Below are 15420 nucleotides of genomic sequence, written 5' to 3'. Positions count from 1 at the left end.
CTGTCATGCACGCACGAGGCAAGGTGTACGTCGAGGGTTCGCGACCGGACGTCCGGGTGCCGTTCGCGGAGGTGGGGCTGACCGGGGATCTTCCGCCGGTGCGGCTCTACGACACGTCCGGCCCCGGGTCTGACCCGGAGGTCGGGTTGCCGCCGCTGCGGGGACCGTGGATCGCCGAGCGTGGTGACGTGGCGCCGGTACGGGGTGCGGGCACGCCACTCGCCGGGGTGGACGGTCGCCGGCCCACACAACTCGCGTACGCGCGGGCGGGTGTGGTGACGCCGGAGATGGAGTTCGTGGCGATCCGGGAGAACGTCGACCCGGAACTCGTACGGGCCGAGATCGCCGCCGGCCGGGCGGTGCTGCCGCTCAACGTGAACCATCCGGAGTGTGAGCCGGCGATCATCGGTAAGGCGTTCCTGGTCAAGGTGAACGCCAACATCGGCACCTCGGCGGTCAGTTCGTCGGTCGCCGAGGAGGTGGAGAAGCTCACCTGGGCCACCCGTTGGGGTGCGGACACCGTGATGGACCTGTCCACCGGGAAGCGGATCCACGAGACCCGCGAGGCGATTGTGCGGAACTCCCCGGTGCCGATCGGGACGGTGCCGATCTACCAGGCGTTGGAGAAGGTCGGCGGTGACCCGGTGAAGCTGAGCTGGGAGGTGTTCCGGGACACCGTGATCGAGCAGGCCGAGCAGGGCGTGGACTACATGACGGTGCACGCCGGGGTGCTGCTGCCGTACGTGCCGCTGGCCGTGGACCGGGTCACCGGGATCGTCTCCCGGGGCGGCTCGATCATGGCGGCCTGGTGCCTGGCCCATCACGAGGAGAACTTCCTCTACACCAACTTCGCGGAGCTGTGCGCGCTGCTCGCCAAGTACGACGTGACGTTCTCCCTCGGCGACGGGCTGCGCCCCGGCTCGATCGCGGACGCCAACGACGAGGCGCAGTTCGCCGAGCTGCGCACCCTCGGCGAGCTGACGACTGTCGCCTGGGAGTACGACGTCCAGGTGATGATCGAGGGCCCTGGCCACGTGCCGATGCACAAGATCAAGGAGAACGTGGACCTCCAGCAGGAGTGGTGCCACGAGGCGCCCTTCTACACGCTCGGTCCGCTGACCACCGACATCGCGCCGGCGTACGACCACATCACCTCGGCGATCGGCGCCGCGATGATCGGCATGTTCGGCACCGCGATGCTCTGCTACGTGACCCCGAAGGAGCACCTCGGGCTGCCGGACCGGGACGACGTGAAGGCGGGCGTGATCGCGTACAAGATCGCCGCGCACGCGGCCGACCTGGCCAAGGGGCACCCCGGCGCGCAGGAGTGGGACGACGCGCTGTCGAAGGCACGCTTCGAGTTCCGCTGGGAGGACCAGTTCAACCTCTCGCTGGACCCGGAGACCGCTCGGTCGTACCACGACGCGACCCTGCCCGCCGAGCCCGCGAAGACGGCGCACTTCTGCTCGATGTGCGGCCCGAAGTTCTGCTCCATGAAGATCACCCAGGAGCTGAAGGAGTACGCGGCCCGCGGCATGAAGGACAAGTCTGAGGAGTTCGTCTCCGGCGGCGGCCGGGTGTATCTGCCGCTGGCCTGAACCGGCGCGGTGCGCACTCTTGGGTGATCAGGCAGGTAGGCAGGTCGATCGGCGTTCCGACGTGCCCGCGGGTGGGGTCACTCGCGGTGGTGCCGACCGGTGGAGCGCAGCGACCGGCGACCGTTGTCCTGCTCCGGCTCGTTGTCCGACACCGGCTTGCTCAGCCCGGCGACCCAGTCGACGAACTCCTCATCCTTTGCAGGCAGCGGCTCCACGTTGTCTGCCGCCACCTGGCTCTCCTCGTCGGCCCGGGACCGGTTGCGGCGGAAGAGGCCACCGAGCCGTCCTCGGCGGGAAGGCTGCTCGGCAACCTTGCCCGGCTTCGACGCGGCCGGTGTGGCGTCGGTGCTCGCCGACTGGTCGGTGCCGGCGTCGGTGTCGGCGTCGGAGGGCGTGCCGGCCGCGCCCGGCACGACCGGTGCGTCCGGCCGACTCGGGCTTCCAACGCGGGCGGCTGTCTCGCCGGTCGCGGCCGGGCTGGTCGGCGTCGTCCGATCCGCCGAACTGTCCGCTGCCTCCGCCTGTCCGGCGCGCCGGGTGGTGTCGAAGGCGTTCCAGGAGCTGGCCCGGCTCAGGTCCGGCATTGGCGCCCGGTGTCGGGGCCTCGGCGTCGGTCCGGTCGCCTTGTCCGACCCGGTCGGCGTCTCCGATGTCGCTGGCCCCGGTGCGGAGGTCTGCGGCGGCACCGTCCAGGCCGCGCTGACCGGCCAGGCCGAAGGTGCTGGTGTCCACCGGTCGGCGTCCGGGTCACCGGCGGCAGTGCTCCCGAACAACCCGGTGCCGGGACCGTCCTCGGTGGCGGCCGGCTCGTCGTCGGCTTCGCCCGCCCGCTGGGTTGCGGATGCGCTGGTCGGGTCGGCGGTGTTGGCCTTCGGGCTGGTTGCGGTGGTCGGGGTGCGCGGCGGGTTGGCGGCGTCGGCCTTCGAGCTGGTTGCGGCGGCCTCGCTGCGCGGCAGGTCGGCTGCCCCCGCCACTGCGCTACTCGCGGCGGCCGGGGCGCGGGACGACTGGGCTGCTTCCGCCGTCGGGTCGGCTACTTCCGCCTTCGGACTGGGTGCTTCCGCCTTCGGACTGGGTGCTTCCGCCTTCGAGCTGGTCGCTTCCGCCTTCGGACTGGGTGCATCCGCCTTCGGCATGGGCGCCTCGGCCGGGATGCGGGACGACTGGGCTGCTTCCGCCGTCGGGTCGGCTGCTTCCGTTCCGGCGGTTGCGGCCCGGGTGCGGGGCGGCTTGACCGCCTCGGCCTTGGCGCCGGCCGGTGTCGCCGTCGAACCGCTTGCGGCGGTCGGGGCGGCTGTCGTCGCGCCGCTTGTGGGCGGGACCACTGCTGTCGCGCCGCTCGTGGTGGTCGGATCGGCGTCGGTGCCCGGGCTCTGCTTGCTCGGAACGGGAGCGGCGGTGACCGTGCCAGAACCGGTGCTGTCGGCGGACCTGCCCGCCCGGGGGACCTTCCTGCTGCGGCCGGTGGCCGCCTCGTCGGCGGTATCCGACTCGGATGGCGCGGCGTCATCGACAGGGCCGGAGATCGCTGCACCCGGGCTGACCTTCGGCTTACGGACCCGGCGCGGCTTGCTCGGCACCGCCGCATCACCCGTACCGGCGTCAGCCGCGCTTGCGCTGGTGGTTCCGGTGCTGGCCGCTTCGGTGGCGGTCGTGCCGGTGCTGGTGGTTCCGGTGCTGGCCGTTCCCGCACCAGGCGTGCCCGTGGCGGTCGTGAGCGTGTTTGTTGCGCTGTCGGTCGGGGCGCTGGCAGGGCCGACTGTCGGGGTGGCGGCATCGGCGCGGCCGGCCTTGGCGCTGGCCGGGGTGGCGTCGGTGGGGCTGCTGACGCTGGTCGCGCCTGAGCGCTCGCTCTCGACCGGGGAGGTGACATCGTCCGGGATCGACCGGCGCGTCTGAGCTCCGGCGGTGAACTCGCCGGTCGGATCGGTCAGCCAGGCTGCGGGTTTCGCCGCAACGGCGGGGGTCGGGCCATCCTGGCCGCCCGTGGTGGACGCCGGCCAGTCCCAGTGGGCCGGGGTGGTGCGTACGCCATCGGAGCCGGCTGCGGCCCTCGGGCCTGCGACGACACCACCGACGGGCTTGGTGTCGGCGGTCGGGTCCGCGTCGGTGCGGTCGGTGGTGTCCGGGTCGTTCGTCGACTTCGCCGACGCGGTGCCCGGCAGGGCCGGGCCGGGGGGCAGTGGGCGCAGGATGTCGGACGGCTCGATCGCCTGCGAATCCGCGCTGCGAGCGCCGGTCGGCCAGCGCAGCAGCGCTGCGGCCGCCGCGCCGAGCGCACCGGCGAGGATCGCGATCAACGAGCCGTAATAGGGAGTGGCCTGGTAGCGGTCCACGGCGTCACCCGGCCCGGCGGTCAGGTACGCGAATGCCACCAGCACCGGACCGGCGACCCCGGTGGCCCCGCTGATCAGGGGTGCCTGGCCCCGCCAGCGAGCCAGCCCGGCGGTCGCCACGCCGGCCAGCAGCGCCACGATGGGCAGCAGGAGCAGCGACAGCCGTTGCGCGGCGTCGTCGGCCAGCCAGCTCGGCTCCAGGACGCCGAGCCGCACGGTCGGCAGCGGGCCGGTCGTGCCGAGCGACGGCAGGACCGAGATCAGCGCCAGCAGCCAGACCGCGCCGGCCACCGCGGCCATGTTCCAGCCCAGCTCGGGCCGGAACAGAACGGCGATCGCCGCGCCCGCCCCGATGACCGCACCGAGTACGGCGCAGATGCCCACCGCCCACACCGGGTCGACGGAGATCAACTCGGCGGCGCGGGCGGGCTGCATGCAGAGGGGAGCGATGACGGTGGCACCGAGCGCCGCCGCGCCACCGATCGCCAGCTGGCGGCCGGTGCTGACCGCCGGTGCGTCGCGGCGAGCGAGGCGTCCGGTCAGGACGGCGCCGACGACGGCGGCGTTCGCGGCGAACCAGCCCACCCAGACGAGCTGGGTCGGCCACTGATTGACGGTCGTACCGGTGAAGGCGCCGGTCAGCCGGACGATGCCGAAACCGTACGCGACGCCGAGCTGGCCGGCTCCGGCCAGCACGCTCACCCCGAGCGCCGTGAGCAGCAGTCTGCCCCAGGTCCGAAAGGCCATGTCGGGCACGTTACGCACCCGGTACACCGAATCGCCACCGGCACGCCGCGCGACGCGCAGGCCCGCGCTCGGCGGGTCTACTTGAGTTCGACCAGCCGAGCCAGGTAAGTCGTGTCTCCGACATTGGTGAGCATATGTACCGCGCCCGGATCCCGGTAGACCACGCCGCCGGTGGGCTCGTCGGCGTCGATCCGGGTGCCGTCGATGGTCTGCACGACGTTCTTCGCGCCCTCGATCGCCACCACCAGGTAGGGGTGGTCGTGCCGGTGCAGCGGCTGCCGCTCGCCGGGTTCGAGGCGGATGTGCCAGACCCGGACCCGGTCGTTCTCGTACACGATCTCCTGGCCCACCGGCCCGAGTTCGGTTCCGTCGATCACGTCGGTCATCGTTCTCCGTCCAGTTGGGGGAGCACCTCGGCGGCGATCAGTTCGAGGTGGTCGAGGTCATTGAAGTCGATCAGACGCAGGTGGACCCGGGTGGCGCCGGCTGCGGCGAACTCGCCGATCCGCTGCGCGAGCTGCGCGGGTGAGCCGACCACCGGGTCCTCCGGCGGCAGCGCGCTCTTCTCGTGCAGGGGTGCGGCCCGCCGCTGCGCTTCGGCGTCGGTCCGGCCGATGGCCACGACGATCCCGGCGGAGAGCACCAGCGGGTCGCGTCCGGACTCCGCCCGCCCGGTGCGCTCGCATGCCTCAAGCACCCGGTCGTACGCCTTGGCGGTGTCCGCCACGGACTTGAACGGCATGTTGAACTCGGCGGCGTACCGGGCGGCCAGCTCGGGGGTGCGCTTGGGACCGCGACCGCCCACGATGATCGGGGGCCCGGGCACCTGCACCGGCTTGGGCAGGGCGGGCGCGTCCACGAGCCGGTAGTGGCCGCCGGTGAAGCTGTAGGTCTCGCCGGACGGGGTGCTCCACAGCCCGGTGATGACCTCAAGCTGCTCGGCCAGCCGGTCGAAGCGCTCGCCGACCGGCGGGAACGGGATGCCGTACGAGGTGTGCTCGCGCTCGTACCAGCCGGCGCCGATGCCCAGGTCGACCCGGCCGCCGCTCATCTGGTCGACCTGCGCGACCATCACCGCGAGCGGGCCGGGCAGGCGGAAGGTGGCCGACGTCACCAGGGTGCCGAGCCGGATCCGCTCGGTCTCCCGGGCCAGCGCGGCGAGGGTCAGCCAGGCGTCCGTGGGGCCGGGGAGGCCCGGGTCGGCGCCCATCGACTGGTAGTGGTCGGCTCGGAGGAAGCCTTCGTACCCGCAGGCCTCGACCAGCCGCGCGAACCGGAGTTGGGTGTCGTAGGTGGCGCCCCGGTTGGGTTCGGTGAAGACCGACACCCGCATGCTCATCGTCCTTCCGTGCTGGCCGTGGCCGGTTCGTCGCGTTCCATCAACAGCTCGTGCAGGTCGGCGCTGACTCGCGCGACGTCAGCCAGGTGGGCGTTGCGGCCGAGGGTGCGGGGCCGGGGGATGTCGACGTCGAGCACCTTGCGGATCCGGCCGGGGCGGGGGCTCAGCACGACCACCCGGTCGGCGAGCAGCACCGCCTCGTCGATGGAGTGGGTGACGAAGACGATGGTCGGCTTGTTCTCCATGTGCACCCGCTGGAGTTCGCCGGAGAGTTCCTCGCGGGTGAGCGCGTCCAGCGCGGAGAACGGCTCGTCCATCAGCATCACGCGGGGCTCACCGATCAGCGACCGGCACAGCGAGACCCGCTGCTGCATGCCGCCGGAGAGTTCGTGCGGCAGCCGCTTCTCGAACCCGGCCAACCCGGCCACGTCGAGCAGTCGCCGGGCCCGCTCGCGGTGCTTGGCGCGGCTCCAGCCGAAGATCTCCACCGGCAGGAGGACGTTGTCCAGCACGGTGCGCCAGGGCAGCAGCGCCGGCTTCTGGAACAGCATGGCGATGTCCTGGCGAGGGCGGGTGATCGGCGTACCGGCCACGGTGATCTCGCCAGCGGTCAGCGGGAGCAGCCCGGCGATCAGCCGCAGCAGGGTGGACTTGCCGCAGCCGGAGCGGCCGAGCACGGCGACGAACTCACCCTCGGCGACGTCGAGGTCGATGCCGCGCAGCGCCTCCACCCGGCCGGATCGGCCATCGAAGGTACGGGACACCCCGGACAGTCGGATCATCTCCGGCGCACCTCCGCTGAGTGGACGGTCAGGAATCCGACAAAGGCTAGCGGGCGTGTCTACGTATCGCACCGTCCGGGGTGGTCGTCAGGTTGTTTCCGTTCCGCAACCCGATATGCCTGGCGTCGCAACTGTGGGTTTCTCGTACGCTGTGCCCGCGAAGAGTCCCCTCACGACGGCGGTGCCCGGCTTCCACCCCTCCTGCCGGCCCGTCACGACAACCCCCTCCGGTGGCCCGTCGGCCCCGGTAGGAAAGGACATGGTGCTACTGATGAGAAGGCTGACCCGTACGGTCGCTACGGCCGCGCTGGCCACTGCCCTCGCTCTCGTTTCCGCCTGCAGCAGCGGGTCGGACTCGTCAGACGACGCCAAGGGCGGCAACGGCGGTTCGCTGGAGAAGGTGACCTACCTCACCTCTTTCGGTAACTTCGGCCGTGACTCCTACGCCTGGGTGGCAAAGGAGAAGGGCTTCTTCAAGGACGCCGGTTTCGACGTCGAGATCAAGCCCGGTCAGGGCACCGGTGGTGTGATCCAGACCATCGTCGGTGGCCAGGCCCAGTTCGGCCCGATCGACCTCACCGGCGGTCTGCTCCAGGTCGGCAACGGCCAGGCGAAGGACTTCACCGTGGTGGCCGCGATCCAGCAGCGCACCATGGCCGGCATTGCCACCGTCGAGGGCAAGAACATTGCCTCCCCGAAGGACCTGGAGGGCAAGAAGCTCGCCGACACCCCCGGGTCCGTGGTCCGCAACCTGTTCCCGACGTACGCCCGGCTCGCCGGTGTTGACGAGAACAAGGTGACCTGGGTCAACGGTGAGGCGCAGAACCTGATCAGCACGCTGGCCACCGGCCAGGTGGACGGCATCGGCCAGTTCGTCGTCGGTCAGCCGACGATCGAGGCGGTGGCCAAGAAGAAGGCCGTCATGCTGCCGTACAGCAACGTGATGCAGGACCTCTACGGCAACGTGCTGATCACCTCCTCCAAGATCGCCAAGGAGAAGCCCGAGATGGTGAAGAAGTTCACCGCGGCGCTGCTCAAGGGCCTGGAGTACAGCCTGGCCAACTCCAAGGAGGCCGGCGAGATCCTGAAGAAGAACGTGGAGGGCGCCAACCCGGTCGCCGCCGCCGCCGAGCTTGAGCTGATGGCCGCGTACGTGCGCTCCGGCAACACCGGCACCGCGATCGGCACCCTGGACAGCGGTCGGGTCGCCAAGAGCATCGCCATCCTGCAGGGCGCTGGCGCGCTGAAGCAGAACATCACCCCCGAGCAGATCATCGACTTCAGCCTCGCGCCGAAGGCCTGATCGTCCGGTCGTCACCAGGGGGTACGTTCCGCCGACTCCGGTGGGACGTACCCCCGTCGCTCGTCGGCCCCCTGGGGGCCGAGGATTTCGAGGAGGACAAGATGACCGACGTCCGGTCAGCGGATCCGGCGGTGGCGGCATCCCCACCCCCGGGCGCCGGCCCCGAGGCGGGGCGCGCGGGTCGAGGTGTCAGCCTCCGGGCCGGGGCCGGGGCGGCGCTGCCCGCGGCCGGCCTCCTGATCGCCCTGGCGGCGTGGTGGCTGATCGCCCGGTTGGAACTGGTCCACCCCGCGGCTCTGCCACCGCCCGGTGCTGTGCTCGCCGCGTTCGTCGACAAGCCCGCCCAGATGCTGGAGCACACCTGGGACACCCTGCTGGAGATCCTGATCGGCTTCGCGCTCTCGGCGGCGGCCGGTGTCCTGATCGGACTCTCCCTGGCCAGCTCCCGCACGGTGGAGCGGATGTTCACCCCGCTGCTGGTCGCGGTGAACGCGGTGCCGAAGATCACGCTGGGCCCGTTGTTGGTGGTGGCACTCGGCTGGGGTCAGAAGCCGATCCTGACCATGGTGTTCCTGCTCTGCTTCTTCCCGATCGTGCTCTCGACCGCGACCGGGCTCACCACCACGCCGGCTGACCTGGCCGAACTGGTGCGCTCCTGGAACGCCTCCCGCTGGCAGGCGTTCCGCAAGGTGCGCTTCCCGGCCGCGCTGCCGCAGATCTTCGTCGGGCTCAAGGTGGCCATGCCACTGGCCGCGATCGGCGCGGTGATCGGTGAGTTCCAGGCCGGCGAGAGTGGTCTCGGCTTCGTGATCACGCAGTACGCCGGTATCGGCGACACCGCCACCGCGTGGGCGGCGATCATGTTGGTGGCGCTGGTGAGCATCCTGCTCTACTCGGCGCTCGTGCTGAGCGAACGGATCGCCCTGCCCTGGGTCCGCGAAACCACCAGCAGCCGCTGACCCGCCGCGCGCCGGAACGAAGAGGGCCGGCCTCCCCGTCGGGAGGCCGGCCCTCTTATGCACGGTGGCCGGGAAGCGTTACCCCGCCAGGCGCCAGCGGCCGTTACGGGCGACCAACGTGGTGAGCGCCTGCGGCATCAGGCCGCTGTGGTTGTCCGGCGTCATTCGGATCGGGCCGGACAGGCCATCCATCTGGGACGTTTCGAGCACGTCCCGAAGGCCGTCGCGGTCCACCTTGCCGACCTCACCGCCGGCGCGCAGTTCCGCGTCGGCGATCAACTGCATGGCGTCCGCGGCGAAGGAAGACGACCCGTTGTAGCCGCCGAAACGTGCCGTGTAGTCCTGGAACCACTGTCGTCGCGCCGCCTTGGCCGGCGTCGTCGCGATCACGTCGTCGATCACCATGGTCTGGGTGAAGATCAGCGTGGCCCGCTCGGTGGCCCTGGCTGCCTCGCCGAGGAAGAGGTCACCGGCCGCGCCCGCGTCGAAGAACAGCGACCCGCGGAAGGTGGTCTGCGAAGCGCTGGTGGCCGCCAGCGTCGCCTGCTCCGGCGGCGTCCAGAAGACGAGCGCGTCGGGCTTGCCCGACGTCAGCTGCCGGACCTGCTGACTGACGTCGGTGTCGGTGGTCTTGACCTTCTGCTCGCGCAGCGTGATTTTGGCCTTGTTCAGCTCGCTCCTGAGTGCGGTCGCGCCCTCCCGGCCGTAGTCGTCGTCGCTGACGAGCATCCCCACCTTGCGGAGGTTGTTGCGACGCAGTTCGGTGGTGAGTGCGGCGGCGCTGTCCACGGCGTTGGGGCCGAGCTTGAACACGTAGCGCCGCTCGGCGACCGGGCTGGCGATCGCGCCGGAAGCGGCGAGCGCAATGGTGGGAATCCGCTTCTCGTTGATGGTGCCGACCGCACCGACCGCGCATTCGTTACAGCCGCCCATGATGATGGCGCTGACTTGGGAATCGCTGCTGAAGTCGACGATGTTGCGAAGTGACTCGGCCGAGTCGGAACGGTTGTCCTTCACCTTCAGCTCGATCTTCCGGTTGTTCAGTGCTCCGGAGGAGTTCAACTGGTCCCTCTTGAGTTCCAGTGCGCGCTGGTATGCCCGCCCGACGGGGGCGGCGGCGCCGGAGAGTTCGAGGTCGGCAGCGATCACGATCGGACTCGTGTCCTGCTCCGCCCCGCCAAACTGGCAGCCGGTGAGCGTGGTGGCCACTACGGCCGATGCGAGCGCCGCGATGGTCGCGGAGCGGATGGGGCTCAACTCAGTCCTCCAGGTGCGGGCGCGGGCGCTGCCCGGTCACCGCCGCTAATCCGTCCTCAGTGGAGGACGGTATCTCCTCTGCCGTACGGTGTGCGCGAAGCCTGCAAAACCTTGCCAATGGCCGGCGCTGTGGTCAAGCGCGGACCCCGGCAGCATTCTCGGGACGGTCATCCCACATGCTGGGGTAACGCAATGTTTGCAAAAGCTCACTTTGCACACACGCGTGACCACTCTGGAGTTACATGCCCTGTTCAGGGGCTTGCGGAAATGAAGGTATCAGTTGCCCGGATCACGGGATGCGCTCCGTCCGACCGTTTCCTACCTCACTGCGGCTTCCCAAACCCGATCTTCTCTGATGAAATCGCGGCCGTGCCGCGCGTGGTCCCCTCCGCTTACGGCATGGCTCGGCGGCTCAGGCGGGGAAGAAACGACGGAGGCGATGTCGTGAGCACCGGACCGACGACCCTGCCCGCGCTCGGCGACAGCGCTCGGCGTCCCCGCCGAGGGTTGCCGAGACTGCGCGACGCCCGGATCCGGTCCAAGCTGGCCCTGATCCTGGTTGTCCCGGTGGCGGCGGTGATCGCGCTGGCGACGGTCCGCCTGGTCTCCATTGGCGAGGGTGCCTTCGACGCCACCCAGGCCCGATCGCTGACGGCCCTCTCCATCGACGTCAGCGCCCTCACCCAGGACCTTCAGGCCGAGCGGATGGCCGCCGCGGCCTACCTGGCCAAACCGAAGCAGGCGGCCGACGCGTACAACCTGCGGGTCCGCCAGACGCAGCAGCAGGTGGACGAGTACCGCGCCGAGCGAGGCCGGGTCGGCGAGGTGCCGACCGCCCTGCGCGAGCGGCTGGTCGCCATCGACGACCACCTGGCAACCCTGGACGGCACCCGCCAGCAGGTGCTGGGCCGCCAGCAGATGGCCGTTGCCGAGGCAGTGCTCCGCTACGGCGTGATCCTCACCGACCTGGTCTCGTACGGTGACGGCCTGGCCCAGTTGCCCGGCGACGAGAGCCTGGGGGACAGCCGGCGTGCGGTCTCCGCCTTCGCCCGCGCCAAGGCCTCCGTCGCCGAGGAGCAGGCGGTCGCCTTCACCGCGTTGACGGCGGGTCAGCTCGACTCGGAGCAGTTCTCGTCCTTCGTGGCGACGCTGACCGGTCAGCAGGAGGCCCTGGTCGCGTTCTCGCTGGCCGCCGACCCGGTGCAGCGCGCCCTGGTCGACAGCACCGTCTCCGGTGACGCGGTCGGCCTGGCCGACCGGGTGGCCACCGACATCACCCGCTCGGTCGGGCAGCGCCCGCTGGTCACCGCGCAGGACGCCACCGCCGCCATCGGCGCGGTCAACGACCTGATGCGCTGGGCCGAGATCCAACTGCAGGACCGCCTGCTCCAGCAGGCCGACGAGGCACGCTCGGACGTCATCCGGCAGGCCGTGGTCGAGTCGATCCTGGTGCTGCTGACCCTGATCATCGCCATTTCGCTGGCCGTGGTGCTGGCCCGCTCGCTCAACCACTCGCTGCGCCGGCTGCGTGAGGGCGCCCTCTCGGTGGCCAACCACGACCTGCCGGACGCGGTGCAGCGGCTGCAGACCATGGGCAGCGTGGGCGACGGCGGGGTGGAGGAGATCGTCCGCCAGGTCCGGGACCCGATCCAGCTCAACACCCGCGACGAGGTCGGTCAGGTGGCGTTGGCCTTCAACGTCGTCCACCGCGAGGCGGTGCGGGTCGCCGCCGAGCAGGCTGCGCTGCGTACCAGCGTCTCGGCGATGTTCCTCAACCTGGCACGTCGTAGTCAGACCCTGGTCGACCGAATGATCGGCGAGCTGGACGCGATCGAGCGCGGCGAGGAGGACCCGAAGAGGCTCGCGCAGCTCTTCGAGCTCGACCACCTGGCCACCCGAATGCGCCGCAACGACGAGAACCTGCTGGTCCTGGCCGGCGCCGACTCCGCCGCACCGCGCCACGACAACGCGCTGGTGGTGGACGTCCTGCGCGCCGCCCAGTCCGAGGTCGAGCTGTACAACCGCATCGAGTTCGGGACGGTCGACACCGACATCTCGGTGGCCGCGCACGCTGTCAACGACGTGGTACGCCTCGTCGCCGAGCTGCTCGACAACGCCACCCGGTTCTCGCCACCGAACACCACGGTGGTGGCCGACGGTCGCCGCATCCGTGACTACGTCCTGATCCAGATCGAGGACCGCGGGCTCGGCCTCACCGACGAACAGCTCGACTCGCTCAACCGTCGGTTGGCCGCCCCGCCGAGCGTCGACGTCGCCGCGTTCCGGCTGATGGGTCTGGCCGTGGTGAGCCGGCTCGCTTCCCGCTACGGCATCCGGGTCGAGCTGCGCCGCAACGTCGAGGGCGGCACCGTCGCCCAGGTGACGCTGCCCGCCGCCACGGTGGTGCTGCCCAGCAACCGGGGACGCGACCAGGCGCTCACGCGGCCGCGTCAACCGATGGCCGTGGAGCAGACGCCGCTCACGCCGGTCGGTCACAGCGAGCAGTTCGCCGGTGCCGCGACCTCGGCGGCGACGCTGCCTGACCAGTGGCGGAGCAGCCCACCGGCACCCGCCCAGTGGCAGTCCCCGCTGGACTCGCGGGACACCAGCTCTCCGGTACAGGCGGGTGGCTACGCCGGCACCCGCTCGGCAGCTCCGGCGGCACCGGCCCCCGTCGCCCCGCTCCCGCCGGCGCGGCCCGTGTACAGCAACGGCGCGGGCGCCTCGGCGGGCAGCCCGACAGTGGCCTACCCGACCATCGATCCGCTGCCCCGGCGCGGCTCGACCCCGGACACCGCCGACGGGCGTGGCGCGACGCCGGGCCTGCCGGTCGGGCCGGTCGCCGGCCTCGGCGCGGTGGCACCGCCCGCCGCGCCCCCGGCACCTGCTGCTCCGCCGGTACCCGCCGCACCGGTCAGCACCCGGCCGGACTTCCCGGCCGAGGCGCCGATCTTCCGGGAGATGGAGGCGGTCTGGTTCCGGTCGCACGGCGACGACGCCACCGCGATCTTCACCCGACCCAATTTCGACGAGCCGGCCGACGCCGGCCTGCGCTCGGGCAACGGCGCTCAGTCGAGTGCCGGGTCCGTGCCGCCCGCCGCGCCGGCCCGGCCGAAACTGCCGACCCGTACCCCGGGCAGTTCCAACACCGACGGCACCAGCACGCCAAGTGCCGCAGGCCATGGCACCAGCACGTCGGGTGCCGCAGGCCATGGCACCGCGACCGGCGACGGCTTCGGAGCGCCGCCCGCGGCGCCGCCGTCGTACACGCCGCCTCCGGCGGCCCGACCGGCACCGGCCGCGCCCAGTGCGCCCGCGGTGGACCCGGGCGCCTGGCGGACGGCGGCCGACGAGGGCTGGTCCCGTGCGAGCAGGGCGGCCGAACCGGCTCCCGCCGGGACCACCCGTTCCGGGTTGCCCAAGCGGGTGCCGCAGCAACAGCTCGTGCCGGGCGGCATCGAACCGAAGAGCGGCCGGGACCGCAGCCGGCGGACCCCGGATGAAGTACGAGGTCTGCTGTCGGCCTACCACCGCGGTGTGCAGCGCGGTCGGACGGCCGGGACGGACCTGAACAGCACCTCGACCAAGGAGAGCCGATGAACAGGCCAGCTGCCATGCAGGACATGGGTTGGCTGCTCACCAACTTCGCCGACAGCGTGGCGGGTATCGCCCACGTGGTGGCGGTGTCCGCCGACGGGCTGCTGCTCGCGTCCTCCCGGGACCTGCCGGGGGACCGGGCGGATCAGCTCGCCGCGATCACCTCCGGTGTGGTGAGCCTGACCGAGGGCGCAGCCCGGATGTTCAGCGCGGGCGGGGTGTTGCAGACAGTCATCGAGATGGACAGCGGGTATCTCTTCCTGATGTCGATCAGCGACGGATCGTCGATGGCCGTGCTGGCCGCGCGCAGCTGCGACGTGGGCCAGGTGGGCTACGAGATGGCCCTGCTGGTCGAGCGGGTGGGTGCCGCGCTGGTGCCGCTGCCGCGTGACGCGGTGCGCTCCTAGCACCGGAAGACGGCGCTCGAACCGCGCGCCGAAGCAGGACGAAAGGCGGCACTGGCCGGGCTCTACAGTGGACGGGGAGGTGATCGGGAATGGACCAACGGCGCGTTGACCCGCGTGGCGCGCTGGTGCGTCCGTACGCGGTCACCCGGGGTCGTACCGAACCTCGGCAGGACATCGCCCTGGAGGCCGTCCTGACCGCGTCGCTCACCCAGGTTGCCGAGTCCCGCTTCGCCGGGCATGACAAGCACCGAATCGCCACGGTCTGTGAGGGCCGAGCACAGTCGTTGGCGGAGATCGCCGCGTACACCCGGATGCCGCTGGGCGTCGCCCGGGTGTTGGTCGCCGACATGGTGGCCGAGAGCCTGCTGACGTTACACACTGCTGCTCCCGCCGAGGGGTTCGAGGAGCGGATGGAACTGCTTGGAAGGGTGCTAAGTGGACTTCGCAGGCTATGACCCCGCTAGGGGGCGGCCGGGCCGGGGAATCGTCTCCGCGAAGATCGTCGTCGCGGGCGGCTTCGGCGTCGGTAAGACGACACTGGTCGGGGCGATCTCCGAGATCACACCGCTGACCACAGAGGCGTTGATGACAGCGGCGGGTGTCGGCATCGACGACCCGTCCAAGGTGCCGGGCAAGGAGACCACCACGGTCGCCATGGACTTCGGCCGTATCACCATGGCCCAGGACCTGATCCTGTACCTCTTCGGTACACCGGGTCAGACCCGGTTCTGGTTCATGTGGGACGAGATCATCCGAGGGGCGGTGGGTGCCGCCGTGCTGGTGGACACGCGCCGGATCACCGACGCCTTCGCCCCGCTGGACTACTTCGAGAACCGCAACCTGCCGTACGTGGTGGCCCTGAACCGGTTCGACGGTGCTCCCCAGTACGAGCTGGAGGAGGTCCGCGAGGCGCTGGCCATCTCGCCGCAGGTGCCGCTGGTGATGACCGACGCCCGGCACCGGGACTCGGTCAAGCAGGTGCTGGTGACGGTGGTCGAGCACGCCATGCTCCGCCTTGAGGCCGAGCACGGGCGGGGTTTCCCCACGCCTGTCGGCTGAGCCGTCGGGTCATGGCCGGCCGGCGCACGCCGGCCG

The 15420-nt window shown here is 71.1% G+C and carries 12 protein-coding genes; 7 read left to right on the top strand and 5 right to left on the bottom strand.

Annotated features, from left to right (window positions below; genetic code table 11):
• The first annotated feature begins 5 nt into the window (after positions 1-5).
• The gene (gene thiC / locus KBX46_RS30065; RefSeq protein ID WP_210795334.1) at positions 6-1598 is read left to right on the top strand and encodes a phosphomethylpyrimidine synthase ThiC; all 1593 of its coding nucleotides are present in this window, start codon (positions 6-8) and stop codon (positions 1596-1598) included.
• Positions 1599-1675: 77 nt separating this feature from the next.
• Here thiC and KBX46_RS30060 read toward each other — a convergent pair whose 3' ends face one another.
• The 4 genes from KBX46_RS30060 to KBX46_RS30045 all read right to left on the bottom strand — a co-directional run bounded on the left by KBX46_RS30060 (position 1676) and on the right by KBX46_RS30045 (position 6802).
• Positions 1676-4681, bottom strand: a complete 3006-nt coding sequence (locus KBX46_RS30060) for a hypothetical protein (RefSeq protein WP_210795332.1) — start codon at positions 4679-4681, stop codon at positions 1676-1678.
• Positions 4682-4758: 77 nt separating this feature from the next.
• Positions 4759-5067 (bottom strand): cupin, encoded by a 309-nt coding sequence (locus KBX46_RS30055; RefSeq protein WP_007465195.1) that lies wholly within the window; start codon positions 5065-5067, stop codon positions 4759-4761.
• Positions 5064-6014: an LLM class F420-dependent oxidoreductase gene (locus tag KBX46_RS30050; RefSeq protein WP_210795355.1), complete on the bottom strand. Its 951-nt coding sequence runs from the start codon at positions 6012-6014 to the stop codon at positions 5064-5066. Before KBX46_RS30050 ends, KBX46_RS30055 begins: the two co-directional genes overlap by 4 nt.
• Before the next feature lie 2 nt (positions 6015-6016).
• Positions 6017-6802: an ABC transporter ATP-binding protein gene (locus KBX46_RS30045; RefSeq protein ID WP_088950210.1), complete on the bottom strand. Its 786-nt coding sequence runs from the start codon at positions 6800-6802 to the stop codon at positions 6017-6019.
• Positions 6803-7073: 271 nt separating this feature from the next.
• Between KBX46_RS30045 and KBX46_RS30040 the strand changes: the two genes are divergently transcribed.
• Positions 7074-8105 (top strand): ABC transporter substrate-binding protein, encoded by a 1032-nt coding sequence (locus KBX46_RS30040; protein ID WP_210795330.1) that lies wholly within the window; start codon positions 7074-7076, stop codon positions 8103-8105.
• A gap of 101 nt (positions 8106-8206) precedes the next feature.
• Positions 8207-9064: an ABC transporter permease gene (locus tag KBX46_RS30035; protein WP_210795329.1), complete on the top strand. Its 858-nt coding sequence runs from the start codon at positions 8207-8209 to the stop codon at positions 9062-9064.
• A gap of 78 nt (positions 9065-9142) precedes the next feature.
• Here the strand turns inward: KBX46_RS30035 and KBX46_RS30030 are convergent, their stop codons facing one another.
• Positions 9143-10321, bottom strand: a complete 1179-nt coding sequence (locus KBX46_RS30030; protein ID WP_210795327.1) for an ABC transporter substrate-binding protein — start codon at positions 10319-10321, stop codon at positions 9143-9145.
• A gap of 444 nt (positions 10322-10765) precedes the next feature.
• Here KBX46_RS30030 and KBX46_RS30025 point away from each other — a divergent pair, with 444 nt between their 5' ends.
• From KBX46_RS30025 to KBX46_RS30010, 4 genes are all read left to right on the top strand, one after another.
• Positions 10766-13921 (top strand): nitrate- and nitrite sensing domain-containing protein, encoded by a 3156-nt coding sequence (locus tag KBX46_RS30025; RefSeq protein ID WP_210795325.1) that lies wholly within the window; start codon positions 10766-10768, stop codon positions 13919-13921.
• Entirely contained in the window at positions 13918-14325 is a 408-nt protein-coding gene (locus tag KBX46_RS30020) for a roadblock/LC7 domain-containing protein (protein ID WP_007465177.1), read from the top strand. Before KBX46_RS30025 ends, KBX46_RS30020 begins: the two co-directional genes overlap by 4 nt.
• 89 nt (positions 14326-14414) lie before the next feature.
• Positions 14415-14780, top strand: a complete 366-nt coding sequence (locus tag KBX46_RS30015) for a DUF742 domain-containing protein (protein ID WP_088950207.1) — start codon at positions 14415-14417, stop codon at positions 14778-14780.
• Positions 14761-15384, top strand: coding sequence for an ATP/GTP-binding protein (locus KBX46_RS30010; RefSeq protein WP_088950206.1), 624 nt, complete (start codon positions 14761-14763; stop codon positions 15382-15384). The genes KBX46_RS30015 and KBX46_RS30010 overlap by 20 nt, the downstream gene beginning before the upstream one ends.
• Positions 15385-15420: the final 36 nt, after the last annotated feature.

Origin of the sequence: Micromonospora sp. C81, from assembly GCF_018070425.1 — a bacterium.
GTDB classification, from domain to species: Bacteria; Actinomycetota; Actinomycetes; order Mycobacteriales; family Micromonosporaceae; genus Micromonospora; species Micromonospora zamorensis.
The sequence above is the reverse complement of the archived record's forward strand: the minus strand, read 5'-3'. Positions and strand labels throughout refer to the sequence as shown.

Bases quoted from the DNA above. Each gene is read 5' to 3' on its own strand.
- KBX46_RS30055 (WP_007465195.1), bottom strand. From the start codon at position 5,067: ATGACCGACGTGATCGACGGAACCGAACTCGGGCCGGTGGGCCAGGAG.
- KBX46_RS30015 (WP_088950207.1), top strand. From the start codon at position 14,415: ATGGACCAACGGCGCGTTGACCCGCGTGGCGCGCTGGTGCGTCCGTAC.
- KBX46_RS30045 (WP_088950210.1), bottom strand. From the start codon at position 6,802: ATGATCCGACTGTCCGGGGTGTCCCGTACCTTCGATGGCCGATCCGGC.
- thiC (WP_210795334.1), top strand. From the start codon at position 6: ATGCACGCACGAGGCAAGGTGTACGTCGAGGGTTCGCGACCGGACGTC.
- KBX46_RS30040 (WP_210795330.1), top strand. From the start codon at position 7,074: ATGAGAAGGCTGACCCGTACGGTCGCTACGGCCGCGCTGGCCACTGCC.
- KBX46_RS30050 (WP_210795355.1), bottom strand. From the start codon at position 6,014: ATGCGGGTGTCGGTCTTCACCGAACCCAACCGGGGCGCCACCTACGAC.
- KBX46_RS30020 (WP_007465177.1), top strand. From the start codon at position 13,918: ATGAACAGGCCAGCTGCCATGCAGGACATGGGTTGGCTGCTCACCAAC.
- KBX46_RS30060 (WP_210795332.1), bottom strand. From the start codon at position 4,681: ATGGCCTTTCGGACCTGGGGCAGACTGCTGCTCACGGCGCTCGGGGTG.
- KBX46_RS30035 (WP_210795329.1), top strand. From the start codon at position 8,207: ATGACCGACGTCCGGTCAGCGGATCCGGCGGTGGCGGCATCCCCACCC.